Source organism: Natrialba sp. INN-245 (assembly GCF_009807105.1).
Taxonomy (GTDB): domain Archaea; phylum Halobacteriota; class Halobacteria; order Halobacteriales; family Natrialbaceae; genus Natrarchaeobius; species Natrarchaeobius swarupiae.
In genome coordinates this window covers 55,866-80,712 of sequence record NZ_WUBV01000017.1, presented here as the reverse complement: position 1 = coordinate 80,712, position 24,847 = coordinate 55,866, and the positions used below count along the sequence as shown (strand labels likewise).

Sequence of the window (24,847 nt, the reverse complement as noted above, 5' to 3'; positions counted from 1 at the left end):
CGGATCTAGTACTATGACGGTGGTTCTGGCAGGTGTCGGCGCCGATAGCACCAATCTCGGGGCTCTCGGACCGCTGTACGACGACGGCCGGTTCGAGTACGTCCCGATTCCGGAGAAGACGGCCGAGACGACCGAATCCGCGACCCTCGGGAATTGGTCTTTATCAGCAGACGGTCGCGTCGCGGCCGACCTGACGACGCGAATCGAGCCACAGCCCGTCCGCGGAGGGGTCGACGCCGTCAGCGGTTCCGAACTCGAGTCCTGGCCGCTTCACCACGACCCGAACTTCGAGGCGCTCACCTACGGCGAGCACAGGACCAGCGGCTACGTCTCTCGGCTCCAGTCGCTCGATGACGGGGACGTCGTGGGGTTCTACGTCGGCCTGCGCCGTCCCGATGGCGACAGGGCACACCGGTACCTGATCGGATACGCAACGGTCGACCGGGTCGACGTCGTCACGCCCGACACCCCACGAGCCGAGCGAGAGGCAATCCTCGAGCGACACGCGGAGAACGCTCACGCGAAGCGCGCTCGAGACGGGACGCTCTACCTCGAGGAGAAGACGGTCGTCTTCGTCAACGGGCGCGAACCGGGTGGCCTCTTCGATCGTCATCCGATCCGCCTCAGCGAGTACGAGGTGAAACCGGGTAACGTTCGTGCACAGTACTATCTCCGCGAGTCGATCGAGGCGGGCTGGAACGTACGGGCGGGCGGGTCGAACATGATGTACAAGCCGGCGTACCGCTGTGGGCTCTCGGCCGAAGAGTTTCGCTCTCTCGTCGGTCCACTTCGTGGCCGGTCGGCGACGGACGCCGACGTGGAATCGGGTCTCGAGTCCGTGCCGGAACGGTCGGTTTCTTGTAACGATACGTCGAAGGACCGACAGTGACCGAGGACAGGACCCGACACGACCGTATTAGCCGCCACGCCACACCAGGGGTTGGAAACTCGCTTGCCTCCTGGACCGCGGCGAAACACCCGATACGGATCGCGATCAACTACGTCGTCGTCTGGCTCGTCCGCATCTCGCCGAGCCTCCGGCTCAAACGCTGGCTCCTTCGGCGAATCGGTACGACCGTTGGTGAGGGCGTTTCCTGGGGACTTGAGGCAACGCCGGACGTCTTCTGGCCGGAACTGCTCACGGTCGAAGATCACGCTATCGTCGGTTACGACGCGACGTTGCTCTGTCACGAGTTCCTGCAAGACGAGTACCGAACCGGCCGAGTCGTCGTCGGCGAACGGGCGATGATCGGCGCCGGGGCCATCGTCTTGCCCGGCGTCGAAATCGGGGCAGACGCACGGGTTGCGGCCAATTCGCTAGTGACGAAAGACGTCCCCCCAGGGGGGACCGTCGCCGGCGTTCCCGCCAGACCGATGGGGTCGGACGACGGTAACGAGTGAATCGGGACGTCAGATCGAACGTCTCGACGATAGCGTCGAACACTCGGTTCGACTCAGCCTGCTGGTTCTTCCGCAACTGATTTATCGTCCGACTCGTCGATGTAGGTGCTCTTCCAGGTTCCTCGAGCGAACCAGGCGACGCCGACGATCGCGCCGAGAATGTTGCCAACGGCCATCCCGGTCCAGATACCGGTCTCGCCCCAGCCGAGGCCGAACACGAGGACGAAGACGGTTCCGACGCGACCGACCCACAGGGTGATTACGGAGATTGTCATCGCGATTTTCGTGTTGCCTGCCCCGCGGAAGGCCCCGAGCATCACCTGCGAGACGCCGATGAACGCGAACTCGACCGACCGAATGCGGACGTACTCGACGCCGTAGGCGATCGTCGCCGGTGCGTCGGGGACGTCCCCCAGGAACACGCCGACGATCGGCTCGGTGAACGTCACGGCGACGACCGCGACGAGGAACATGACGCCGGCGCCGGTCGACGCGGCGAGCCACGCCGAACGGGACGCTCGATCGGCCCGACCAGCGCCGAGATTTTGTCCGACCATCGTGTCGATCGCCCGACCGAGCCCCATCGCCGGCAGGAACACGAGCGAGATGAGCCGATTGCCGAGCCCGTAGGCGGCGACGACCGGCGGCGAGAACGTGACGACCATCGCAGTCAGGGCGATCATCGCCAGCGCGCTCGTGCTCTGTTCGATCATACTCGGCGTTCCGAGGCGAACGATGTCCTCGATGAACGCGAGGTCGGGTTTGAGGTGAGCGAGAGTGGTGGTTGGTCCGACAGTCGTCCCGAACAGTAACCACAACCCGATGCCGGTTCCGACGCCACGCGCAACGATCGTCGCGACCGCCGCTCCCTCGATCCCCCAGCCCGTAAAGCCGGTCACCGAGAACAGCGATCCCTCGAGCGTTCGGAGCCCGAGCCAGCCGAACAGCGGATTCTCCTGGAAGCCGAAGATCAAGAACGGATCGAGGACGACGTTTACGATCACGGAGACGACCATCACCAGCATCGGCGTCCGCGTATCGCCGTAGCCTCGCATCAGCGCGGAGAAGACAAAGAAACCGAACATGAGTGGAATTCCGAGGAAGAACACTTCCATGTAGTCCGCTGCGAGCGGGATGACTGCCGCGGACGTTTCGGGATCGCTCGGCAGAATCTCGAGGGCCGGACGAGTATAGAAGTAACCACCGATCGCGATCACGACGGACAGTAGCCCGACGAACGAAACCGTCTGCCCGGCGACCAGTCCGGCCGACCGGTTCCCTTCGGCGCCCATGTACTGGGCGACGAGGATCGCTCCGGCGGTCGTGAACCCGCCGGCGATCGCGATCAACAGGAAGACGAGTGGGAACGCGAGACTGATCGCGCCGACAGCGTCCGCGGAGAGTCGGCCGAGATAGAGCGTGTCGACGACGTTGTAGGTGACCTGCAACAGCTGAATAACGACGATCGGCCAGGCGAGGTGAAACAAAGGGCGGATGAGACTCCCCTCGGTGATCGACTCGGTCGGATCGTCGAACGCAGACTCCGACCCCTCATCCGCCGTGTCGCGTTCGAACTCGCCACTCGAGTCAGAGAGATCGTCGGGGTCGGAGGTGGGATCGTCTGAACTCATGCGTAAACGCCGTCGGCGAGTCCGTACCCGAAGGCCCGCGACAGTTCGCGGCCATCCCGAGTGCGGACACCACAGGATGTGCCTCGACTGGTTGGAGAGGGGCCAGAGGCGAGAACCGCAGTCACTGACCGAATAGTCAGTTACGGGCGGGAAAATCCTTTCGAAACGATATTTCGATTACCGGAGACAGGCGGCGACGACTTCGAGCATCCCCTCGCCGCGAACCTCGTCTGCGAACAGCGGGACGCGCTTGACGTCGGTCCCGCGGAACAGTTCCTGTGCCTCCGAGAGTGCCGATTGCTGGACATCCCACCGACGCTGGCAGAACGCACAGTCCTCGAGGTTCGGCTGGAGGAACTCCCCCTCGACGTCGTCGGTGACGTCCGAGAGTGGCTCCATGACGCGGTTGACGACGATCGTCCCGACCGGAATGTCGAACTCGTCGAGACGCGTGCGAAGCCGCTTGGACTCGAGGACGCTCATCTCCTCGGGGATCATCACGATCCGGAAGTCCGTCCGCGTCGGATCGCGCAGTGCGGCTCGAAGACGCTCGATCCGCTCGCGAAGCACCTCCAGATCCTCGAGGCCTTCCTCGTCGGGTATCTCCTCGCCGCCGAACATCCCTTTGACGTTCTCGAACATCCCGCCGATCCGCTGGCGAAACTGGAGGAGACGGCCCGTCATGGTGTCCATGAGTTCGGGCAACTGAAGCAGTCGAAGCGTGTGGCCCGTCGGTGCCGTGTCGACGACGACCCGCTCGAACCGGGGGTCGTCGAGGTACTCGAGAAGCAGTTGCATCGCCGCCGCCTCGTCGGCACCGGGCATCGCGCCGCCAAGGAGAGCGTCCATCGGATTCCCTTCGCCGAGCATCTCGCCCAGGCCGCCGAGATCGCCGGGCATCTCGGGACCGCCGGCCCCTCCGGCCTCACTGCCTCCACCTCCGGCTCCGCCGAACGCCGCCTTCCCGCTCTCGATCGCCGCGTCCGGATCGATCTCGACCCCGTAGAGGGGCACGTCCTCCCGAATGCGACCGGGTTCCGTGGGAACGGGGGTCTCGAAGGTATCGGAGAGCGAGTGTGCCGGGTCCGTCGAGACGACGAGCGTCGAGGTACCACCGCGGGCGCTGTCCAGCGCGGTCGCCGCGGCCATCGTCGTCTTCCCGACACCGCCTTTCCCGCCGAAGAGGACGTACTCCGGTCCCTCGAGTGGCTCGTCTGAGGGTTCGACTTCGATCGTTTCGCGGTCGTCGACGGAACCGGCGTCGTCCGTCGGGGTGACCTCGATGGTGTGTGCACCGCCGTCGCCATCGTCCGCGTTCTCCTCGACCGGCTCGACGTCGATTCCGCTCATGGTCGTGATACCTCGTCCCAACACCTGTATTCGTCGGTCCAGATCGATCAGGTGCGCAATGACGTGCAGTGGCTTCGAGCGCCGCCACGGTACCCGGCCGGGTCTACCGCTACTCGAGGCCGTTCGAATTACCGACATTGGAAATGGTAATTTAACACCATTATATATTTAGTCGGCATATTATCGTTTAAGCCACATCATTAAATACGAGATCGCCGTTCGTTCGGTCAAGAGATCCGATCCGAGATCGGGTCACCGACAACACGCCTCACGACCATGTCACTACAAACCACGCAACGGACGGCGACGGAATCGACACTCGAGGAGACCACACCGACCCGCCAGGGCAACACCGAATCGTTCCCGTACGAAACGCCCGCCACCGGTGTCGCGCTTCCGACGCCAACCGCCAGCGGCGTCCTCCGGTCCGAAGACGAGAACCAACCGACGGGGACGACAGGAACGACCGACTGTCCCGTCTGTGGCGAATCGACAGTCAACGGTGCAGGCCTGTTCGCCTGTACCGACTGTTGCTGGACCGGATCGCTCCGGTAACTCGAGAAGCGGGCAGTTTTCGGCGTCGATATGACGATTATCTTCGATCCCGCGCTATTCACGTTTCCGCGGTTCTCACTCACTTCGTTCGTTCCGAACCGCGCACGCTCCGAACCGCGCACACAACCTACACGAATCGAGTCGCCAACCGTTCGGCGGCTTCCTCGACCCGTGGCGTGACGAGTGCAAACCGGAGCCACTCCGTTCGCGAGTCGCCGAACGCCTCGCCAGGCATACCGGCGACACCGGCCTCGTCGATCAGTTCGAAGACGTTCTCGAGTGTTCCCGGATACCCCTCGAAGCGTGCCATCACGTAGAACGCGCCCTTCGGTGTCGTGTACTCGGCGCCCGCTTCCTCGAGGGCGTCGGTGAACGCGTCCACCCGCTCGCGGAGGAGTTCGCGGTTTCGCTCGTAGTAGTCGGGGTCGGTCTCTCGGAGCGCGTTCAAGACGGCGTACTGTGAGGGGCGACTGCCGGCGACGTTGACCAGCATGTGCCGGCTCCTCGCGTTCTCGACGAATTCCGGCGGGAAGATCGCGTAGCCGACGCGAAAGCCCGTAATCGCCAGCGACTTCGAGAAGGCGTTCGTGACGATCCGGTGCTCGGAGTCGACCGAGAGGGCGCTCGCGAACTCCCCGGAGAGGTCGAAGTGGTCGTACACCTCGTCGCTTATCAACAGGGCGTCGTACTCCTCGGCGATCGCGACGAGTTCGCGGACGGTTTCGGCGGGATAGACCGCACCGGTCGGGTTGTTCGGTGAGTTCACGACGATCGCCGCTGTCTCGTCACTGGCGGCCGCGCGGACGTCAGCCGGATCGAGCTGGCCCTCGTCGTCGGTCGCGACGAACTGCTGAGTTCCGCCGAGCATCGTCGTCTTCCCCGGATAATAGGGGTAGACCGGATCTGTCAGGATCACGTCTTCGCCCCGGTCGCGCTCGAGTGCCCGTGCCATCGCGAGGTAGTTCGCTTCACCCGCACCGTTGGTGACGACGACCTGTTCCGTCTCGACACCGCGACGGGCGGCGATCTCCTCGCGAAGCTCGAGCAGTCCGTCGCTCGGCGGATACTGAAACGCAGCGGGTTCGAGGTCGGCGTACTCGTGGAGTCCGTCGCGGAGCGCCTCGGGCGGCTCCCAGTCAGGGTTGCCACTCACCATGTCGATCACGTCTCCGTCGGCCCGCGACGCGTACTTCATCACTTGGAAGAAAAGTGGCGTCTCGTACTCCATGCGTGCTACTGTCACCGGCGATACGTCGTTCTTTCCGTCCGCAGATCTCGGCTCTCTGCGACCGTCGTCACCGAGAGTTCACTCTACCGGTGAGGGTGGTTGGCGTTACGTCCGTCGACGGCCCGCTCCCTCGACGTCGACGGCCCGCTCCCTCGCCATCGACGGCCCGTTCTCTCACCGTCGGTGTCCACTCTCCGTCGATCGTGCGTTGGGAGGGCAGAGGTCACTCGAGGGAAATCGAGACCAGCGTTCCGTCGACGAGCACGTAGAGATCGCCGGCGGCGGCGAACAGCCCGTCGATCGTCTCCTCGAACCGGTGTCGCCAGCGGCGTCGTCCCCGCGTTTCGTCCCACAACTCGAGCCCGTTGGTCCCGACGAACGCCGCGGCGAAGGCATCTTCGAGGGTGACGATCTCCGGCGGTGTGTAGACGAGTTCGCCGGTTGCCGGGCTACTGACCCGCGGGACGACCTGCATGTTGCCCTCCCACTCGAGCGATCCGTCTGGCTGGATTCCGACGAATGCTCCGTCGTCGTTGGTGAGAACGAGCAGGTCGTCGGTCGTCCCGACGAGGCCGTGGTCTTCCCTGGTCCACTCGAGTTCCCCTGTCACTCGATCGACCGCACAGGTGGCGGGCAGTCCCTGACCCCAGGGTGTGCTCACGACGACGGTGTCGTCGACGACGGTCTCCGGAGTCGTGGTTCCCCGGTCGAACGCCTCCTCAAGCGTGACCGTCCACCGGTCCCGGCCGGACTCGAGGTCGATCGCGGACAGGCGCTTCGACCCGGTGTGGGGAGTCGCCGCCGCGTACAGCGTACCGTCGATCACGCCCCCAGCCCAGCTCCGCGCGTGCACGGCGTCGAACCGCCACGTCTCGGTTCCGGTCTCGCGTTCGAGGGCGACGAGCGATCTGTCCTCCGACCGATCGAGTTCGGCTGACAGGACGACGACGTCGTCGGCGACCGCGATCGGCGTGTGTCGATCCCCGTCGCGAAACGACCACTCGATGGCCCCCGCGTTCAGATCGAAGGCGCGGTAGCCGTCCCCCGGCACGAGGCCGAACGACGGGGAGTAGGTGTAGATCATGTTTCCCTCCCACGTCCATCGCTCGTCGCCCGTTTCGGGGTCGAACCCGACCGTCTCGCGCCCGTTCGACGCATAACAGACGACCGCGGAGTCGGCTCGGAACAGCCGCTGGTAGCTTCCCCTCACGCGCCACAGTTCGTCCCCACTCGAGCGATCGACCGCGAGCACGCCACCGTCGCCGTAGGCGTACCACCCCGAGTCGTCTTCCTCGAGTCCCCGGATCGATCCGTGGACGTGGCGTCGGACGGGACCGCCGTTCGATCGTGAGAGGACGAGCAGTTCGCGCTCGGTCGCGACGACCGTCTGATCCGGGGTCGCCTCGATTGCCACCACATCCGCGGAGACGCCGCGTTCCCAGGCGACCGTCGGGCCGTCTTCCAGATAGAACCCGACGTCGAGGTCCTCCTCGAGGGAATCGACGTCGAGACAGCCCGCGGTGAGCCCGATGCCGGCGACGCCGATCGATCCGAGAAGATCTCGACGGTTCATCCAGTAGAAGTCATTCAGTCCTCTATATAATCCAACCGGAACGTCGAACGGTACGATCGCCGGTACCGGTGGCGGGTCCCGACCATTGACAACGACCGACGCCGTTCGTTCGGACGATGAACGACCAGATCGATCGCGACCTCCCGATGGCGGTCGCCGACGCGCTCCGTGAGACCGACGAGACGCTGGCGGTCGCGGAGTCCTGTACCGGCGGGCTGATCGGGGCCGCGATCACCGCCGTTCCCGGCGCGAGCGACGTCTTCGATTCGGGTGTGACGGCGTACGCCTACGGCGCAAAGCGGAGGTTCCTCGGCATCAGCCGTGAGTCGCTCGACGAACACGGCGCTGTCTCCGCGCCGGTCGCCCGCGAGATGGCCCGCGGCGTCCGCGACGTCGCAGACGTCACCTGGGGACTCTCCACGACTGGAATCGCGGGACCGACCGGCGGAACGGAGGAGAATCCGGTCGGCACCGTTTACATCGCCGTCGCCTACGCCGGCCCCTGGGGGAGCGGGTCCTCGTTTGCGACCGCGACGCGGTACGAGTTCGACGGCGACCGTGCGGAGATCCGCGCACGAACGGTCGACCAGGCGCTCGAGGACCTGCTCGCGGCGATCGACGAGCGCGAGCGCGAATAAACGGTTCGGGTTCGAAGAGCATTCCAGTCGGGGAACACTCTCGAGAGAAAGGTATTCGTCCGTCGGTTCACGAGTAGGGGGTGGATGAACAAGAAGGGACACGTGCTCAACGCCGTGTTGTTGAGCATCGGGCTGGGGTATATCCTCGAGCCGGCGACGGAGCTGTCGGCGGTGCCGGAGACACTCTGGACGATCGTAGCGATCACGGTTCCGGTCACGCTCGGTGCGATGGTTCCGGATATCGACACGGCCTTCGGCACGCACCGAAAGACGCTCCACAATCTCCCGTTGCTGATCGGGTTCGTCGCGTTCCCGTTTTACTTCGGGAACCTCGAGTACGTCTGGATCGGCGTCCTGACTCACTACGTCCTCGACATGGCCGGGAGCAGACGCGGCATCGCGCTGTTCTACCCGCTGCTCTCGACGGAGTACGATCTTCCGACCGGCGTCCCCGTCAGCAGCCGGTACGCGACGATCGTCACGGTGCTCGTGACGGGTGTCGAACTGGCGGTCGCCGCGGCGATCGTCTTCGACGTGCCCCAGTGGGGACTCGAGGTCGGTCGCCAGACGCTCGGGATCTGAAAACGAAACGGACCGACGCTACCGCTTGTTCGGAACCCACTGCTCGCAGGCGTCCATGTCGTCCATCGCCCGTTCGTGGCGGGCGCAGTACGGAACCATGCCCGAGGAGGACCGAACGTACTCGAAGTGTCGGCAGTTCCCACAGTAGCGGTCGGTCGGATCGGGGTCGGGTTCGGCCGGGGCGTCGACGATCTCGGCGTCGTCGCCACCGTCCATGGGCGAGGAGACGTCGTCAGTCGTCGACCCGCCGTCGCTGGTCGGTGTCGGCGTAGCGATGCCGTTTCCGGCAGAACGGCCCGACGTCCCGCCCGTCGAAGACGGACTCGAGCGAGCAGACTGGGAACCGTCGTTGTCGGCGGAGAGAACAGTTCCGTCGTCGGCTCTCGACGCCGTCTCGGTCGTCCGTGCCGATCCAGTCGAATCGGCGTTCGTCTGCGTCTCGACATCGCCGTCGGGCGTTCCGCCCAGTAGACCGATACCGCCGAATCCGCCAGACGACTGCTCTTCTTCAGGGACTTCGACGATCGTTTGGTTTCGGCGGGTGACGTTCATCTCGAGCATTCCCCCGGGGTCGTTGCGCGTCTTGAAGTTGACGACGGCAGTGAACAGACACCAGACGGCGGTGAACAGGCCGAGGAGGTAGACCGCAGAGACCTGCAGGGTGAGGTCGTCGCCGACGCCACGCCAGTGGTAAGGGTAGGCATACCAGAACAGCGCGACGCCCAGCAGACAGAGGCTCGCGCTGATCGCGGCTGCCGCCCGGACCCGACGGCTCGCGGGTAGTACCGTGAAGACGCCGACGAGCGCGACGGGGACGCCGAGGCCGGCGAGCAGGCCGCCGATGCGAACCGAGGCGTACGTCTCGCCCATCTCCCAGCCCAGCGAGCCGACGAACCCGCCGAAGAGATCGGTCGCCGCCAGGAGGACGGCGACGACGGCCAGGAGCGCGCCGACCAGGACGAGCGCCGTTCCCGCGTACAACCGCCGGGGAGTGGTTACTCCCCGTGCGTTCCCCTCGTAGACGTCCGTCAGGCTTGTCATGCGGGGTCATTCGACCTCCCTCCACAAAACGGTACGTCAGACACAGGTCAGTTCACAGAGGGGAACGGGCGTTCGTCGGACCCGTCTCTCACCGGTTGCGAGCGCTACTCGAGATCCCACCACGCCGCGTAGTGGTCGACGACCTCGTCGACCGCGGCGACCGCAGAGTCGGTGTCTCCCTCGAGCCAGACGAACGGGTCGTCGATCGTGGAGTCGATGCCGAGTACGCCCTCGATCGTGCCGAGCGTCGCGTACGCGAGGTGGCTGGGGTGGTAGCCGCCTTCCTGGATCAGTGCGAGCCGACCGCTCGCGGAGGTTTCGGCGATCCGACGCGCTCGCCGACCGAACGACTCGAACCCGGCTTTCGTCACGACGTTCCGTCCGAGCGGATCGACCGTTCCGGGGTCCCCACCGGCGCTGACCAGCAGGAGGTCAGGGTCGTACTGGCCCACGATCGGGTCGACGAGGCGGTCGAACGCCGCCGCGTAGCCGTCGTCGCCGGTCCCTGGTGGGAGCGGAACGTTCACATTGTAGCCGACGCCGTTGCCCGTCCCGTGTTCGTCGACGTCGCCCGTCTGGGTGTGAGCCTCGGGGTTCCACGAGACGTGCTCGTTGTGGAGGCTGATCGTCAGGACGTTCGTGCGATCGAAGAAAATTTCCTGTGTGCCGTTACCGTGGTGGACGTCCCAGTCGAGGATCGCGACGCGGTCGACGTCCTCGTGTGTGAGCGCCTCCTCGGCTGCCACCGCGACGTTGTTGAAAAAGCAGAAGCCGTCGACCTGTGCCGGCTGGGCGTGGTGTCCGCTCGGTCTGACCGCCGCGTACGGGACGTCCTCGAGTTCGTGCGCGATGGCGTAGTCGGCGGCTTCGGCGGCGGCACCCGCGGCGTATCGGGCGGCCGTGTACGTCGCCTCGTTGGCGCCGGTCCCGCCGGTGATTCGGCCGCCGCCCCCAGCGCAGAACGTGCGTAACTCCTCGACGTGAGACGGATCGTGGACGCGGTGGAGCTGTTCGTCCGTCGCTTCCGGCGCGTCGCGCCACCGGACCCGCTCCCCCAGTTCGTGGCGAAGGACGTGGCGGATGTTTCGCAAGCGGACCGCCCGATCGGGGTGGGGCTGTTCGACCGCGAGTCGTCCCGTCCACGGTGCTTCCCCTTCCCCTGCTGGCGGTTCGTGCTCGAGAAACCGCTCGTCCCAGAGTGCGGTTACCTCCATCGTCTCTGAACAGAGACGACCGACGAGTTAGGGGTACCGATTGCGGAAGTGTACTTCCGCAATAGCCCTCGCGCTCGTCACTGGAGTGTTCGAATAGGTGGTTGGTTAAACGACTGTGGCGCCGATAACGAGGACGAACGGTCGATCGATACGAACATTGCCTGCGATAGTTATATGAGGATCCGCTTCGATAGAGCAGATAACCGGAAGTCTATTTCCGGGTTTTGTGATGACCGAGAAGAACTCGAGCCCCGACGCGGCGACCGACGAACTGCTCGCTCGTGAGTACGAACGGTACCGAGAGCGGACGCCGAACTCGAAGACGATGGCCGACGAGCTTCGAGAGATCGTCCCAGCCGGCGTCTGCAGCACGTTCCGGGCGTACGATCCGTACCCGTTCCACGCCGAGCGTGCGGAGGGAACGACGATTCACGACGTCGACGGCAACGAGTACCTCGACTTCGCGCTGAACAACGGAACCCAGCTCGTCGGTCACACCCATCCACGACTGACGGACGTCGCCACCGACCAGATCGAACGAGGGACACTCTACACCCGGCCGAGCGAGCTGCTCGAGTTCGCAGCGACTCCGCTGATCGATCGGTGGGAAGCGATCGAACAGGTCCGCTTTACGAACAGCGGAACGGAGGCCGTGATGCACGCGACTCGTCTCGCACGCGCGTACACCGGACGCGAGAAGATCGTTCGAATGGAAGGTGCCTACCACGGCGCACACGACCCGGCGCTCGTAAGCAAGATGCCGCCACTCGAGCAGGCTGGTCCGGCAGGCGATCCGCGGCCGGTCCGCGAGTCTCAGGGGATCCCGTCGTCGGTTCCCGACGACGTCTTGCTCGCTCAGTACAACGACGCAGAGAGCGTCGAAGCGTTGTTACGCGAACGCGGATCGGAGATCGCCGCGATCCTGGTCGAACCTGCCTGTCTCAACCTCGGGCTCGTCGAACCGGAAGACGGATTTTTACAGCGCCTGCGCGAACTCGCCGACGAGTACAACGTCGTGTTGATCTTCGACGAGGTGAAAACCGGCGTCAAACTCGCGCCCGGTGGCGGTGCGGAGTACTACGGCGTCCAACCGGACCTCGTCGCGCTCGCGAAAGCCATCGGTGGCGGCTACCCGGTCGGCGCGTTCGGCGGCCGACGCGAGATCATGGGGCTGATCGCCGACGATCTGAACGACGGCGTCGCGACCGGCGCGGCACACTACGGGACGTACAACGGAAACCCACTGTCGCTTCGCGCCGTCGGTGTCACGCTCCGGGAAATCCTGACAGACGAGGCCTACGACCACGTCGCCGACCTCAACGCTCGGCTGGCTACCGGCTATCGCGAGGTCATCGAAGACTCGGGCCTCGAGGCACAGGTGAAAGCCGTGGGCTCTCAGGGGATGGTTCACTTCACCGAGGAGCCGATTCGCACCTTCCGCAACTGGAGGCACATCGACGAGGAGTTCCACGAAGCCTACTGGATCGGGATGGTAAACAGAGACGTTCTTCCACACCCCCACGACGCCTCCCAGCAGTGGACGGTAAGCGTTCAACACACTGTCGAGGAGGTCGACGCTCACGTCGACGCGTTCGCGGATCTCGCCACGCATTTATCCGACGCCCAACACTAGTCGGGCGATGACGACCGATCCCGACCGGCGGACGTACGACGTGCTTCGGCTGCTGGCAGAGCACGAGCCGATCGGTAGCGTCCGCCTCACGGACCACCTCCGAGAGCGGGGCTACTCGATCACCGAGCGAGCGGTTCGGCTCACGCTCGCCGACCTGGACGACGCTAGCCTGACCGAGAAGGTCGGCGGTAAGGGCCGACGACTCACCGCGAACGGACGCGCCGAACTCGAGCGCGGCGGCGTCCGTGGCCGGGTCGAGCAGGTGCGGGAGAAACTGGCCGACATGACGAGTCGGGTCAGCTACGATCCGGCGACCGATACCGGGGACGTCGTCGTGGGAACCGTCACCGTCCCGCAGGCGAAACGCGACGAACTCGAGGCGGTGCTCGGACGGATCGACGACTCACCGCTGGGGCCGGTCGTCGCCGGTATCGAACCCGTCGACAGGAACGGAACCGACTGTCTCGAGGTGGCCATCCCCTCGAGCATGACGATCGACGGCGTCTTTCTCTCACACGGGATCGAGAGCTATCCAGACACGATCGGCGTCGTCGAGTACGACCCGGACCCCGACGGCGTTCCGTACGAGGGTCCAGATCAGGCGGAAAACGGTGGGGCGATCCGACGGTACACGGACGTGATCGGCGACGAACGAGCGACGCTCGACGTCGTCTCCCTGTTGATCGAAGCCCACCGGACCGACGTGACGAGTACACTCGACGGAGAGATCGGATTGCTCGTCGCCGACAACAGGGAGTTCCCGCTCGCACATTACGAAACTGCCCGTGAACTCGCAGTCGGAACCCGCAACGCACTCGGTGGTTCACTGGACGTTCGTCGACCGCGTGAGTCGGGGCCGTTCCCCTGGGGAGATCCGGGCTGGGCGTTCGGCTCACTCACCTACGCCGGGGGGTCCGAATGCGTCATATCGTCCTGTATAGAGGCTGACCTGGCAGTCGAGTGGGAGACACTTCGAGGCCTCCGATCGCGTTCTAGCCTCTCTTCTACGAGTAATTAGGTGTGGATATCTTCAAGGAATCAGATCTAGTTATGTGCTAAGTTGCCCTCGAACCGGGCTCTACAATTAATATATAAACAATTTCTGAAGTACCGTGAGAAGGTTTATGTATTGGAAACGTAGATAGTGTGATACGGTGGCAAGAGTATGCCGGGACAAACACACGGACGACGGACGTTTCTCGAGCGAGCGGCCGCTGGCGGAACTGCGGTCACGCTCGCCGGGCTCGCAGGGTGTACAGGGGTCCTCGAGGAAGATACGCTGACGGTTGCCGTCTACGGCGGCGTGTTTCAGGACGTGATGGACGAAGAGCTGTTCGCTCCGTTCGAAGAGGAGGTCGACTTCGAGGTCGAATCCGAAGCGCAGCCGACCTCCGAAGAGGCGCTCACCCAGTACGAAAACGCCGTGGGGGCGGGGGAGGCACCAGTCGACGTCGCGATCATGGCGGAGACGGGGGTCAGACAGGGACTGAACTCCGACCTCTGGCACATCTGGGACGACGGGGACTTCGACAGCGTCGAGTACGTCAGCGACGACCTCGTCCACGAAGCCGAGGGCGGAATCGCGAGCGTCGGGGCGCTGTCGTGGTACATCAACCTCGTCCAGAACACCGACGTCATCGAGGAACCGGTCGACACCTGGGAGGCGCTGTGGGACGAGGAGTACGAGGACACGCTCGGTCTGCTCGGGTACGCCTCGAACTCGTTTTTGCTCGAGGTCACCGCCGAACTGCACTTCGGCGGACAGGACATCCTCGACGACCGCGACGGCGTCCTCGAGGTGTTCGAAGAACTCGAAGGCGTGACCGACCAGGCGAACTTCTGGTACGAGAACGAAGCGGAGTTCCAACAGCGCCTCCGGGACGGCGAAGTGCCGGCGGGGATGCTCTACAGCGACATCACGCTCGTCATGCAAGACGACGGTGCGCCGGTCCAGTCGAACTTCGTCGAGGAGGGATCGATCCTCGACTCCGGGCTCTGGGTCACCCTCGAGACCTCCGAGGTCAAAGAGGAGGCGAGACAGTTCATCGATTACGCGAGCCAACCCGAGGTACAGGACGTCCTCGCGGAGAACCTCTATACGAGCCCGACCGTGGAGGAACAGTACTCCGAGATCGACGACGAGTTGTACGAACGGATCGCGGGTCCGGGACCGGACGAGGCGATCACGCCGAAGTACGAACTCTACGTCGAGGAGGAAGACTGGGTGAGCGAGCGCTGGGAGGAGTTCATCATCGGCTAAGCCAGAATGAGTGGAATCTCACTCGAGGGCGTCACGAAGCGGTATCCGGGCGGCGTCCTCGCCGTCAAGGGCGTCGACATCGACATCGAAAGCGGCGAGTTCGTCACGCTCGTCGGCCCGTCGGGCTGTGGAAAGACGACGACGTTGCGGATGATCGCCGGCTTCGAGACGCCGACCGAGGGGACCGTCGGCATCGACGAAGACGACGTCACCGACGCGCCGCCGTACGAGCGCGACACCGGGATGGTGTTTCAGGACTTCGCGTTGTTCCCGCACATGACCATCCACGAGAACGTCGCCTACGGCATGGAAGCGGCGGGCGAGTACACCGACGAGGAGATCGACGCCCGCGTCGCCGAGATGCTCGAACTGGTCGAACTGCCGGACGTCGGCGATCGAACGCCCGATCAGCTCTCGGGGGGCCAGCAACAGCGGATCGCGTTGGCTCGGGCGCTCGCTCCGAAACCGAAGGCGCTGTTGCTCGACGAGCCACTCGCGAGCCTCGACAAGAAGCTTCGCGAGCAGATGCAAGTCGAGTTGCGCCGGATCCAACAGGAGATCGGCATCACCACGGTGTTCGTCACGCACAACCAGGAGGAGGCGCTGACCATGTCAGACCGACTCGCGGTGATGAACGACGGCCGTTTCGAGCAGATCGGGCCGCCGGAAGAGGTCTACGACGACCCCGACTCCCGCTTCGTCGCCGACTTTCTCGGAACCGCCAACATCTTCGACGGCTCCGTCACGTCGGTCGAAGACGGCTACGCGACCGTCGACTGTCCCGACGTGACACTCCAGTCGACGAATCCGGCCGGCGTCGAGGCCGGAACTGAGGTCTCGGTCGTCGTTCGACCCGAGCGGTTCCGACTTCGGGACGCGAGCACCGACGGCGGCGTCGGTCTCGACGCCGACGGGACCAACGTGTTCGAGGGAGAAGTCACGTTCAAACGACACCTCGGCAGCAGCGTCGAGTTTCGCCTCGAGACCGACGGCGGTCGCGAGATCGTCGTCGTCCGCCGGAGCGGGCTCGACGAACTCGAGCCCGGCGACCGGACGACGGTCGCTATCGCCGCCGAGGACTGCCGGCTCGTGGAGGCGTAGATGGCGACGGAGACGCCCACGGACGACGGTGCCGGCGAGCCGGGCCGTGCGGGCCTGAAGGCGAACGCGAAGTGGTACGTCCTCTCGTACCCGCTGTTCTGGCTCGTCGCCGTCTTCCTCGTCCCGCTGTCCATGCTGGTCGTGTTCAGCTTCTGGGTAAACATCCCCGGCGGGCAATACGAGATGGGCTTTACGCTCGAGAACTACGTCAGGTTCCTCACGAGCAGCCTCTATCTCGGCCAGACGTGGCTGACGATCGAACTCTCGCTCGTCACTGCCATCCTCTCGCTGGTGCTTGGCTATCCGATCGCCTACTACCTCGCGCGGATGAACCGTCCGTGGCTGCGGAGTCTGCTGTTGCTCACGATCATCTCCTCGCTGTGGGTGACGTACGTCATCCGGGCGTACGCCTGGCAGGTCATCCTCGCTTCGGGCGGCTTTCTGAGTTCCTTCGGCGTCGCCGTCGGAATCCTCTCCGAACCCCGGTCGTTCTACCCGGGCTACTGGGGGCTGGTGGTCGGCATGGTGTACGTCTTCTTGCCGTTCATGATCCTCACGCTGTACAGTAGCATCCGCAACATCGACGACGAACTGCTCGAGGCCTCGAGGAATCTCGGCGCAGGGCCGGCGAGGACGTTCAGGAAGGTGACGTACCCGCTGTCGAAAAACGGCATCGCGAGCGGCACCGCACTCGTCTTCATCCTCGCGCTGGGTTCGTACGTCCTGCCGCGACTGCTGGGGAGTTCCGCCGAACGGACCCTGCCGGTGTTGATCGAACAGCAGATCATGAGCGAGAGCAACTACCCGTTCGGCGCTGCGATGAGTATCGGGCTGATCGTGGTCGTGCTCGCGTTCCTCTGGGTAATGGTTCGTTTTACCAACGTAACGACCGCAAGCCTGAGCGGAAGCGACGAAATCGCAACCGACGGCGGATCCGAGGCTACACCGGCGGTCGGCTCCTCGAGTTCCCCCATAGGGATGCGCATCCGGTCTGCAGTCGTCGACGCGGCCTCGGTTGTCGGTCTCACGTACGTCGTTGCCCGAATCGCGGGGGGCGTCGACTCGCTCGTGACGACGGTAGACTCCTCGACCCGGGAATCGATCATCTGGGTGACGTTCAGAGCGTATGTCGTGGCGGCGATGGCCTTTATCGCCGTTCCGCTCGCGATCATCGTCGCGGTCTCGGTTACGCCCGAGGAGTTCCTGACGTTCCCACCGGGTGGCGTCTCGGGACGGTGGTACGTCGAGTTCTTCACCGACACAAGCTGGATGGGCGCACTCGCGAACAGCCTCGGGATCGCTCTCGGTGCGGCGATCCTCAGCACGACGATCGGTGGCGGTCTCGCGTTCGCGCTCGATCGATTCGACTACCGCTTTGGCACGATCTACGGGACGCTCGGCGTCCTCCCGATCCTCGTTCCTCCCGTGATCATCGGCGTCGCCTTCCTCGTGTTCTTCCTCGAGATCGGCTTCGCGGGGTCGCGGACGGCCATCGTCGTCGCCCACGGGATCTTCTACGCGCCGTTCCCGTTCATCCTGATCTCCCAGGGACTTCGCGAGATCGACCGAACGTACGAGGAGGCCGCGATGAACCTCGGAGCGTCGCCGGTGCGGACGATCCGGACGATCACGTACCCGCTCTTGCGCGCGAACGTGATCTCCGGGGCGTTGTTCGCCTTCATCCTCTCGCTCAACGAGTACATCATCGCGTGGCTGCTCTCGTTGTTCCTCGTCGAGACGATCCCGATCGAGATCTTCAACCAGCTCCGGTACTCCTATCCGCCGACGATCGCGGCCGCGAGCGTGGTCTTCATCGGCCTCACCGTCGTCGTGATGACGGCGATCGATCGGCTCTCCGGAGGGATCTGGGAGTAATGTCCGTTCGAACGGAGATGAGTGGCTGATGGCCGACAAAACCCGAATCGTCGTCGCCCAGACGGTCCCCGAGTTCGGCGCGGTCTGCGACAACCGCGAACGAACGCTCGAGATCGTCCGCTCCCATCCGACGGCCGATCTCGTCGTGCTTCCGGAACTCGCGACGTCGGGCTACGTGTTCGAGTCGGCCGACGAACTGGCGTCGATGGCCGAACCCCGGGACGGGGAGACCGCTCGAGCGTGGTCCGCTGTCGCCGCCGAAACCGGTAGCTGGATCGTCGGCGGCGTTCCCGAGCGAGCGGACGACCGGTACTATAACAGCGCCTTCGTCGTCTCGCCGGACGGCCTGGAAGGCGTCTTTCGTAAGGTCCACCTCTGGAACGAGGAGAAACGCTGGTTCGAGCCGGGTGATCGACTGCCGGTGTTCGAGACGCCGTTTGGCCGACTCGGGGTCCAGATCTGTAACGACCTGTGGTTCCCCGAAGCGACGATCACACAGGCCCGACGCGGTGTTGACCTGATCGCCGTGCCGACGAACTGGGTTCCCGACCCCGGTGTGGCGAGGGAGAACCGAGCCGCAGACTGGACGATGGGCGTCCATCAGGCGGTCGCACACGCCAACGCCAATCGAGTCTTCGTCGCCTGTGCGGATCGCGCCGGCCTCGAGCGCGGCGTTCCGTTCGAAGGCCAGAGCGTCGTCCTCGGTCCGAACGGGCGACCGCTTGCCGGACCCGCGCCGGCCGACGGCGAGTACGTCCTCGAGGTCGACTGCGACCTCACGCGGGCGCGGGACAAATCGCTGACCGACCGCGACGACGTGCTCGCGGACCGTCGACCCGACGTCTACGACTTGTAAGTACTAGCCGTTCGGCTCGGGGACGCGAGCGATCGACTGAACTGGCTCGAGTTTGTGCCGGGAGACCATCCCGTACAGCGTCTCCCAGGAGGTCGTAAGATCGTACTCGTACAGCGCCGACAACAACAGCTCCCCCGTCCCGGCGTACGTGATCGAGCCGAACGCCCACCCCGAGTTGCTATCCTGAAACTGGGTTCGCTCGCGTGGCCGTTGAAAGTCGACGACGCCGCCGAGTTCGCCACGCGTCGATTCGGCGAGGTCGCGAGCCTCCTCGAATCGGTTGATCGGAAACTCCCGGTCGTCGCCGAGCAGGAATCCGGTCTCCGACGACTCGAGGACGCTTTCGACGTCGCTTCGGTTCGCCTCGATGAGGAGCGTGATGACGTCGATCGACGACCCCTTCCCGTTCAGGACGTCGACGTGGCGAACGATTCGACCGTCTCGGTCGCTCGAGTCGTCCGTCCCGTCCGCCGGGGGCTCGTACTCGAGGACGGCGGCGTTCGTAAGCGTCGCGTTGATTCCGTGGGTGAGTAACACACCGTCGAGTGAGATACTCGAGGGGACGAGCAGACGGTAGTCGCCGGGCTCGTTCTCGGCGCTCTCCTCGAACGACGCGGGGATCGGACCGAACGACCGCGCGTCGAGCCGTGCGAGCAATGACAGCGCGTCTGCCACGTCGTCCTCCGCGAGGAACGCGCCCGACGCGATGAGTACTCCGGCGTCTTCGGTCGGATCGTAGGTCACGCGGCTCGTGAGCTGTGCGATTCGCGCTCGGATCTGCTCGAGTCGGCCACTGACGTGGCCTTGCTCGAGTTCTTCTCGCCCCTTCTCGGTGAGTCGACGGCCGCGTCCCGGAACCTTCGTGGTCAGCCCCAGATCGTCGAGCTCCGACAGTGTGAGCCTGATCGTCCGGCCTTTGATCTCGTAGCCGTGTACCTGCATCAGTTCGACGAGCTGAATGCTGCCGATCGGGCCGTGGCGGTCGACGAGCCTGAGAATGTCGTACGTCCGTCGATCGAGATCCGGGGGCATTCAGGCGAATAAAAGGCCACGGGATACACTAATGTTTGCGTTCGGTGGCGAGAGGCGAACCTCTCGCGGAACGACTGCCATCGAACCGTTCACTCGCCGACCCGTCCGTGGAAACTGCAGGCTCATCGCGGTTTCGACTCGGTGAGGGAGGGCTCCGTGGGTAAGCTTTTATTTGCTGTAGACCGTCTCATAGGGTGGCAACGAATTGCCATACTGTGTGACAATGGCACCCAATACGACGTTCACGGATAATCGGGAAGTCGAGTCACGGTACGACGAGTACGTGATGTCAGTGTGGAAAGACCTCGACGTGCCCGTCGAGCGGGCCGAGGGCTGTACGCTCGAGGATTTCGACGGAAACGAGTATCTCGACCTCTTTTCGGGAATTTCGGTGGCGAACGTTGGCCATAACAATCCAGCAGTCGTCGAAGCGACACAGGACCAACTCGAGGAGTTCGTCCACGGCTGTTCGTACGTCCACCCGAACGCGCCCGTCGCGGAACTCGCCGAACGGATCGCCGAGATCACGCCGGGCGACCTCGAGAAGAGTTTCTTCTGTAATTCAGGGACCGAAGCGGTCGAGGGCGCGATCAAACTCGCCCGGAAACACACGGGCAACACGGAGGTCGTCGCTCTCGAGATGGCGTTTCACGGCCGGACGCTCGGTAGTCTCGCGCTGACGGGGAACGAGGCGTACAAAAAGGAGATGGCACCGACGATCAACGACGTCGCCCACGCGCCGGCACCGTACGCTTACCGGTGTTCGTCCTGCGACGGCGAGTGTACGACGGCGTGTGCCGACCGCATAGAGCACGTCATCGGCACCCATACCTCGGGAGATCTGGCCGCGATCGTTGTCGAACCCGTGATGGGCGAGGGGGGGATCGTCGTTCCGCCGGCAGGATGGCTCGAGCGCGTCCAGGAGGTCGCCCACGACCACGGCGGCCTCCTGATCGCAGACGAGGTCCAGTCGGGGTACGGTCGCACCGGCGAACTGTTCGCCGTCGAGCACTTCGACGTCGAACCGGACATCGTGACCCAGGCTAAGGGGATCGCGAACGGGCTTCCGCTGGGTGCGTTCACCGCCCCAGCCGAGATCGCGGACAGCTTCGAATCCGGCGACCACCTCTCGACGTTCGGCGGCAACCCGGTCGCCTGCGCCGCCGCGCTCGCGACGATCGACGAACTCGAGGGCGGAATCGTCGACGACGCACGCGAACAGGGCGAGTGGCTCTCCGATCGACTCGAGGGGCTCGAGTCGTCGTTCGACGTCGTCGGCGAGACCCGCGGTCTCGGCCTGATGCAAGGGATCGAACTCGTCGATCCCGACGAGGAGGGGCCACTCGGCGTCGCGGCGGCCCCGGACGACCACCTCGCGAAGGCCGTCTCGAAACGCCTGCGTGAAGAGGGAATCGTCATCGGCGTCGGCGGCTACTACGGCAACATCTTGCGGTTCCAGCCGCCATTGACGATCACGCGGGACCAGCTCGAGCGAGCGGTGGAGTCGCTCGAAGCGGCGCTCGAGGCGGAGGTCGAGACGAATGCGTGAGCGCGATCGAGCCGGGGCGTTTCGCGAGTCGGTGACCGGCGCTGACGTCGAACTCGCGTACGCCGGCTTCGATCGGTTCCTCAAAGGCGAGGAACGCGCATTCGACGACGTCGACGACGTCGACGCGGCGGTCGTCGGCGTCCCCTACGACGGCGCGGTTTCCAATCGGCCGGGCGCCCGGTACGGTCCGGCGGCGATCCGGGAGGCCAGCGGCTGGTGGGCCTACATCTCCGACTACAAGGGCGGACTCACGAACATGCAGACCGGGAAGAACGTCGACTTCGGGAACCTCGAGGTCGCCGACTGCGGCGACGTTCCCGTCTTCCCGATGGACCACGAGACCACCGCCGAGAGCATCACTGCCCACGTCGCCGCGCTCGCCGCACAGACGTTCCCGGTCCTGCTCGGTGGCGACCACTACTGTACGTTCCCCTCGGTCCGCGGCTTCGCCGAAGGCAGGGGATACGACAGCGTCGGCTTCGTCCAGATCGACGCCCACACCGACACCGTCTCGGAGAGCCCCGTCTTCGGCACCGAGTTCCACGGCTCGAGTACGGCCCAGATCGCCGACACTCCATACGTCGACTACGAGAACGTCAGCCAGGTCGGGATCCGTGGCTACGAATCCCCCGACTTCTTCGAGTTCGCCGACGAAACCGGTCTCAATCTCTACACGATGCGCGAGGTCGAAGATCGTGGAATCGGCGACGTCGTCTCCGACGCCGTCGAGGCCGCGGCCGACGGTACCGACGCGGTTTACGTCAGCTTCGACATCGACGCGGTCGACCCCAGCGTCGCACCGGGAACTGGAACGCCGATCCCCGGCGGGCTCTCCGCACAGCAAGCTCTCGAGACGATGGAGGTCCTCGGCGCACACGACGCCGTTTCCGGTGCCGATCTGATGGAGGTCTCGCCGCGATACGATTCGACCGAAGGAACCCAACGGCTCGCGGCGTATCTCCTCGTAACGTTGCTCGAGCGCGCGTTCGCGGAGTGAGCACAGATCATGGACACACCACACAACGGCGGACTTCCCGACGGCGTCGTCGGCACCGGCCGGACCACTGGCGTCGCCGAATCGGTCATCCGCGAGATGACCCGCGAGGCGATCGACCGGGGCGCGATCAACCTCTCACAGGGCATCCCCGACGAGGACGAGACGCCCCCGGAGATCAAACGCGCCGCGAAGGAGGCGATCGACACCGACAGTCAGTACACCATCACCTGGGGGCTGCCCGAACTCCGGGAGGCGGTCTCCGAGCGCTACGCCGAGTGGAAGGGGATCGAATACGATCCCGAGACGGAGGTAACCATCACCAACGGGACCAGCGAGGCGATCATGTCGACGATGCTCGCACTCGCGGGCCCCGGTGACGAGGTGATCTACTTCGAACCCGTCTACGAGAGCTACATCCCCGCGAGCCAGTTCGCCGGCGCGAATCCGATCCCGCTGGACATGACCGAGGGCTTAGCGCCCGATTACGACGCGCTGGCCCAAGCCGCGGAGCGGGCACGAATCCTCGTACTCAACACGCCGATGAACCCGACCGGGAAGGTCTTTACCCGCGAGGAACTCGAGCGGATCGAGGAGATCGTCTTCGAGCACGACCTGATCGTCCTCACCGACGAAATCTACGAGCACATCGTCTACACGGACGACTATGTCAGCCCGGTCGAGATCGGCGACCTCGCCGAGCGAACCGTCGTCTGTACGGGCATGTCGAAGACGTTCAGCGTCACCGGCTGGCGGATCGGGTTCTGTCTCGCACCGGAGTATCTCTCCCGGGAACTCCGGAAGATCCACGACTACACGAGCATCTGCGCGCCGACGCCGTTCCAGCGCGCTGGCGTCGAGGCGCTGTCGCTCCCCAACTCGTACTACGAGGAACTCTCCGACTCGTACGAACGGCGTCGCGATCAGCTCTGTTCGGGTCTCCGTGAGGCCGGTCTCGAGCCCGTCGAACCCGACGGCGCCTACTACGTGATGACTCGCTACCCGACCGACGAGACCGACCTCGAGTTCTGTTATCGGCTCATTCGAGAGGCCGGCGTCGCGCCGGTTCCCGGCAGCAGCTTCTACACCGATCCCGACGCCGAGGCCGACTGGGTCCGATTTACGTTCTCGCGCAACGAGTCGACCATCGACGAGGCGATCGATCGGCTGCTGGAGAACCGGTGGTGGTGACGACGGACGGTCTTCGAGCGGCCGTGACCGATCCGTCGGAAGCGAAACCTTGAATCGACGCGCTCGCGAACCGACGGCCATGAGCGACGACGAGGACGAGGAACCCGCCGTCTCACTCGGAGAACACACCCCCGTCGAGGGTGCGCCCCTCGCGCGGATCACCTCGAGACTGAGCTGGCCCACGGAGAAAAGCGAGATCGATCGCCTCGAGGGGGACAGCGTGATCCGAACGCCCGACGGACCGAGAGAGTTGGCGTCGATCCTCGAGGAGGTCGAGGAGACGTACTTCGAACGCCACCAGGAGTTCGAAACCCACGTCCGCGAGGTCATCGGCACCGGACCGATTCCGACCGCGGACGAGTAATCAGCCGTGGCGACCGAGAGCGAGGGGGGCGTTCTCGAGGGCGTTCGTGACCTGTTCGATCGACTTTCCTGGGTACAGAAGTCGCTTCTGACCGGCGCGGTTCTGACGATCGTCTGGATGCACTGGGTCCCCGGCGAACTCGATCGTCGAGTCGTGTTCGAATCGATCTTGATGATCGGCGGGCCGCTCGCGCTCGGACTCACTCACGGACGACACATCGGCTGGAACGTCAACCGCATCGCGGTCCGAAACGCCGTCTTGCTCTCGATGTTCGTTCTCCCTTTTTATCTCGTGGGTTCGACGCTTCCGACGATTCGTGCGTTTTACCCGATCTGGGAGACCTCCGCCGCACCGGGCGGGTTTGTCCCACACGCGATCCAGCTGTTCGTGCTCGCGTTGGCGACTGAGACCTACTACCGGGGACTGCTCTGTGTTGGCGTCAAGGAACTCGGATTCAAGGCGGTGTTCATCAGTCCTATCGTCTACATGATCCACCACTCCTCGAAGCCGCCGATCGAGTTCCTGCTGTCGGGGCCGACTGACGTCCTCTTCGGCGCGGTCGACTACAAATCGAACTCCATCCTCCCGTCGGTGATCGCCCACGGCGCCGGCCTCGTCTTGCTCGACTGGCTCGTCCTGCACGATCCGCTGTTCGATCCCACGGCCGCGTTACGATACCTTGAGTGGCTCCCGATCCCGCTGTGATCACCGTCGCGTTCGGACCGATCGATCCGAACCGTCGACCGGCAGTATATACGGGTTACTGTCAATCGGTTCCG

At 64.6% G+C, this 24,847-nt stretch carries 23 protein-coding genes; 16 read left to right on the top strand and 7 right to left on the bottom strand.

The annotated features are described in order from the left end of the window. Positions 1-13 precede the first annotated feature (13 nt). Together GRS80_RS05210 and GRS80_RS05205 are read left to right on the top strand one after the other, a co-directional pair. Complete coding sequence (locus tag GRS80_RS05210; protein ID WP_160046645.1) at positions 14-889, top strand: hypothetical protein; 876 nt, start codon at positions 14-16, stop codon at positions 887-889. Next, entirely contained in the window at positions 886-1,401 is a 516-nt protein-coding gene (locus GRS80_RS05205; RefSeq protein WP_343161460.1) for a DapH/DapD/GlmU-related protein, read from the top strand. Before GRS80_RS05210 ends, GRS80_RS05205 begins: the two co-directional genes overlap by 4 nt. Before the next feature lie 53 nt (positions 1,402-1,454). On the opposite strand, the gene GRS80_RS05200 is transcribed toward GRS80_RS05205, so the two are convergent. Both GRS80_RS05200 and GRS80_RS05195 read right to left on the bottom strand, forming a co-directional pair. After that, positions 1,455-3,032 (bottom strand): MATE family efflux transporter, encoded by a 1,578-nt coding sequence (locus tag GRS80_RS05200; RefSeq protein WP_160046644.1) that lies wholly within the window; start codon positions 3,030-3,032, stop codon positions 1,455-1,457. A gap of 177 nt (positions 3,033-3,209) precedes the next feature. Continuing rightward, the gene (locus GRS80_RS05195) at positions 3,210-4,382 is read right to left on the bottom strand and encodes an ArsA family ATPase (RefSeq protein ID WP_160046643.1); all 1,173 of its coding nucleotides are present in this window, start codon (positions 4,380-4,382) and stop codon (positions 3,210-3,212) included. Positions 4,383-4,658: 276 nt separating this feature from the next. Between GRS80_RS05195 and GRS80_RS05190 the strand changes: the two genes are divergently transcribed. Next, positions 4,659-4,937 (top strand): hypothetical protein, encoded by a 279-nt coding sequence (locus GRS80_RS05190; protein WP_160046642.1) that lies wholly within the window; start codon positions 4,659-4,661, stop codon positions 4,935-4,937. Between the two features lie 127 nt (positions 4,938-5,064). Here GRS80_RS05190 and GRS80_RS05185 read toward each other — a convergent pair whose 3' ends face one another. Both GRS80_RS05185 and GRS80_RS05180 read right to left on the bottom strand, forming a co-directional pair. Beyond that, positions 5,065-6,165 carry a pyridoxal phosphate-dependent aminotransferase gene (locus GRS80_RS05185; protein ID WP_160046979.1) on the bottom strand — a complete coding sequence of 367 codons (1,101 nt, stop codon included), beginning with the start codon at positions 6,163-6,165 and terminating at the stop codon, positions 5,065-5,067. 223 nt (positions 6,166-6,388) lie between these two features. Then, entirely contained in the window at positions 6,389-7,738 is a 1,350-nt protein-coding gene (locus GRS80_RS05180) for a PQQ-binding-like beta-propeller repeat protein (protein WP_160046641.1), read from the bottom strand. A 116-nt stretch (positions 7,739-7,854) separates the two neighbouring features. Here GRS80_RS05180 and GRS80_RS05175 point away from each other — a divergent pair, with 116 nt between their 5' ends. After that, on the top strand, positions 7,855-8,376 hold the full coding sequence (locus tag GRS80_RS05175) for a CinA family protein (protein ID WP_160046640.1): 522 nt from the start codon (positions 7,855-7,857) through the stop codon (positions 8,374-8,376). Positions 8,377-8,460: 84 nt separating this feature from the next. Further along, positions 8,461-8,958 (top strand): metal-dependent hydrolase, encoded by a 498-nt coding sequence (locus GRS80_RS05170; protein ID WP_160046639.1) that lies wholly within the window; start codon positions 8,461-8,463, stop codon positions 8,956-8,958. An 18-nt stretch (positions 8,959-8,976) separates the two neighbouring features. Here GRS80_RS05170 and GRS80_RS05165 read toward each other — a convergent pair whose 3' ends face one another. Both GRS80_RS05165 and GRS80_RS05160 read right to left on the bottom strand, forming a co-directional pair. Then, entirely contained in the window at positions 8,977-9,999 is a 1,023-nt protein-coding gene (locus tag GRS80_RS05165; protein ID WP_160046638.1) for a hypothetical protein, read from the bottom strand. Positions 10,000-10,103: 104 nt separating this feature from the next. Then, positions 10,104-11,213, bottom strand: a complete 1,110-nt coding sequence (locus GRS80_RS05160; protein ID WP_160046637.1) for a class II histone deacetylase — start codon at positions 11,211-11,213, stop codon at positions 10,104-10,106. A 229-nt stretch (positions 11,214-11,442) separates the two neighbouring features. On the opposite strand from GRS80_RS05160, the gene GRS80_RS05155 reads away from it, so the two are divergent. The 6 genes from GRS80_RS05155 to GRS80_RS05130 all read left to right on the top strand — a co-directional run bounded on the left by GRS80_RS05155 (position 11,443) and on the right by GRS80_RS05130 (position 18,938). Continuing rightward, positions 11,443-12,846: an aspartate aminotransferase family protein gene (locus GRS80_RS05155; RefSeq protein ID WP_160046636.1), complete on the top strand. Its 1,404-nt coding sequence runs from the start codon at positions 11,443-11,445 to the stop codon at positions 12,844-12,846. Between the two features lie 7 nt (positions 12,847-12,853). Further along, positions 12,854-13,864, top strand: coding sequence for an NrpR regulatory domain-containing protein (locus GRS80_RS05150; RefSeq protein WP_160046635.1), 1,011 nt, complete (start codon positions 12,854-12,856; stop codon positions 13,862-13,864). A gap of 147 nt (positions 13,865-14,011) precedes the next feature. After that, complete coding sequence (locus GRS80_RS05145) at positions 14,012-15,106, top strand: extracellular solute-binding protein (protein ID WP_160046634.1); 1,095 nt, start codon at positions 14,012-14,014, stop codon at positions 15,104-15,106. 6 nt (positions 15,107-15,112) lie between these two features. Beyond that, positions 15,113-16,207 carry an ABC transporter ATP-binding protein gene (locus tag GRS80_RS05140; protein ID WP_160046633.1) on the top strand — a complete coding sequence of 365 codons (1,095 nt, stop codon included), beginning with the start codon at positions 15,113-15,115 and terminating at the stop codon, positions 16,205-16,207. After that, complete coding sequence (locus tag GRS80_RS05135) at positions 16,208-18,082, top strand: ABC transporter permease subunit (RefSeq protein WP_160046632.1); 1,875 nt, start codon at positions 16,208-16,210, stop codon at positions 18,080-18,082. Between the two features lie 28 nt (positions 18,083-18,110). Beyond that, positions 18,111-18,938 carry a nitrilase family protein gene (locus GRS80_RS05130; protein WP_160046631.1) on the top strand — a complete coding sequence of 276 codons (828 nt, stop codon included), beginning with the start codon at positions 18,111-18,113 and terminating at the stop codon, positions 18,936-18,938. A gap of 3 nt (positions 18,939-18,941) precedes the next feature. Here GRS80_RS05130 and GRS80_RS05125 read toward each other — a convergent pair whose 3' ends face one another. Beyond that, complete coding sequence (locus GRS80_RS05125) at positions 18,942-19,970, bottom strand: NrpR regulatory domain-containing protein (RefSeq protein ID WP_160046630.1); 1,029 nt, start codon at positions 19,968-19,970, stop codon at positions 18,942-18,944. Positions 19,971-20,193: 223 nt separating this feature from the next. Here GRS80_RS05125 and GRS80_RS05120 point away from each other — a divergent pair, with 223 nt between their 5' ends. The 5 genes from GRS80_RS05120 to GRS80_RS05100 all read left to right on the top strand — a co-directional run bounded on the left by GRS80_RS05120 (position 20,194) and on the right by GRS80_RS05100 (position 24,773). Continuing rightward, positions 20,194-21,519, top strand: coding sequence for an aspartate aminotransferase family protein (locus tag GRS80_RS05120; protein ID WP_160046629.1), 1,326 nt, complete (start codon positions 20,194-20,196; stop codon positions 21,517-21,519). Continuing rightward, positions 21,512-22,516 carry an agmatinase gene (gene speB / locus GRS80_RS05115; protein ID WP_160046628.1) on the top strand — a complete coding sequence of 335 codons (1,005 nt, stop codon included), beginning with the start codon at positions 21,512-21,514 and terminating at the stop codon, positions 22,514-22,516. Before GRS80_RS05120 ends, speB begins: the two co-directional genes overlap by 8 nt. A 9-nt stretch (positions 22,517-22,525) precedes the next feature. Further along, positions 22,526-23,704: an aminotransferase class I/II-fold pyridoxal phosphate-dependent enzyme gene (locus GRS80_RS05110; protein WP_160046627.1), complete on the top strand. Its 1,179-nt coding sequence runs from the start codon at positions 22,526-22,528 to the stop codon at positions 23,702-23,704. 79 nt (positions 23,705-23,783) lie between these two features. Further along, positions 23,784-24,068: a DUF5789 family protein gene (locus GRS80_RS05105; protein WP_160046626.1), complete on the top strand. Its 285-nt coding sequence runs from the start codon at positions 23,784-23,786 to the stop codon at positions 24,066-24,068. Positions 24,069-24,074: 6 nt separating this feature from the next. Continuing rightward, the gene (locus GRS80_RS05100; RefSeq protein ID WP_343161459.1) at positions 24,075-24,773 is read left to right on the top strand and encodes a CPBP family glutamic-type intramembrane protease; all 699 of its coding nucleotides are present in this window, start codon (positions 24,075-24,077) and stop codon (positions 24,771-24,773) included. Positions 24,774-24,847 lie beyond the last annotated feature (74 nt).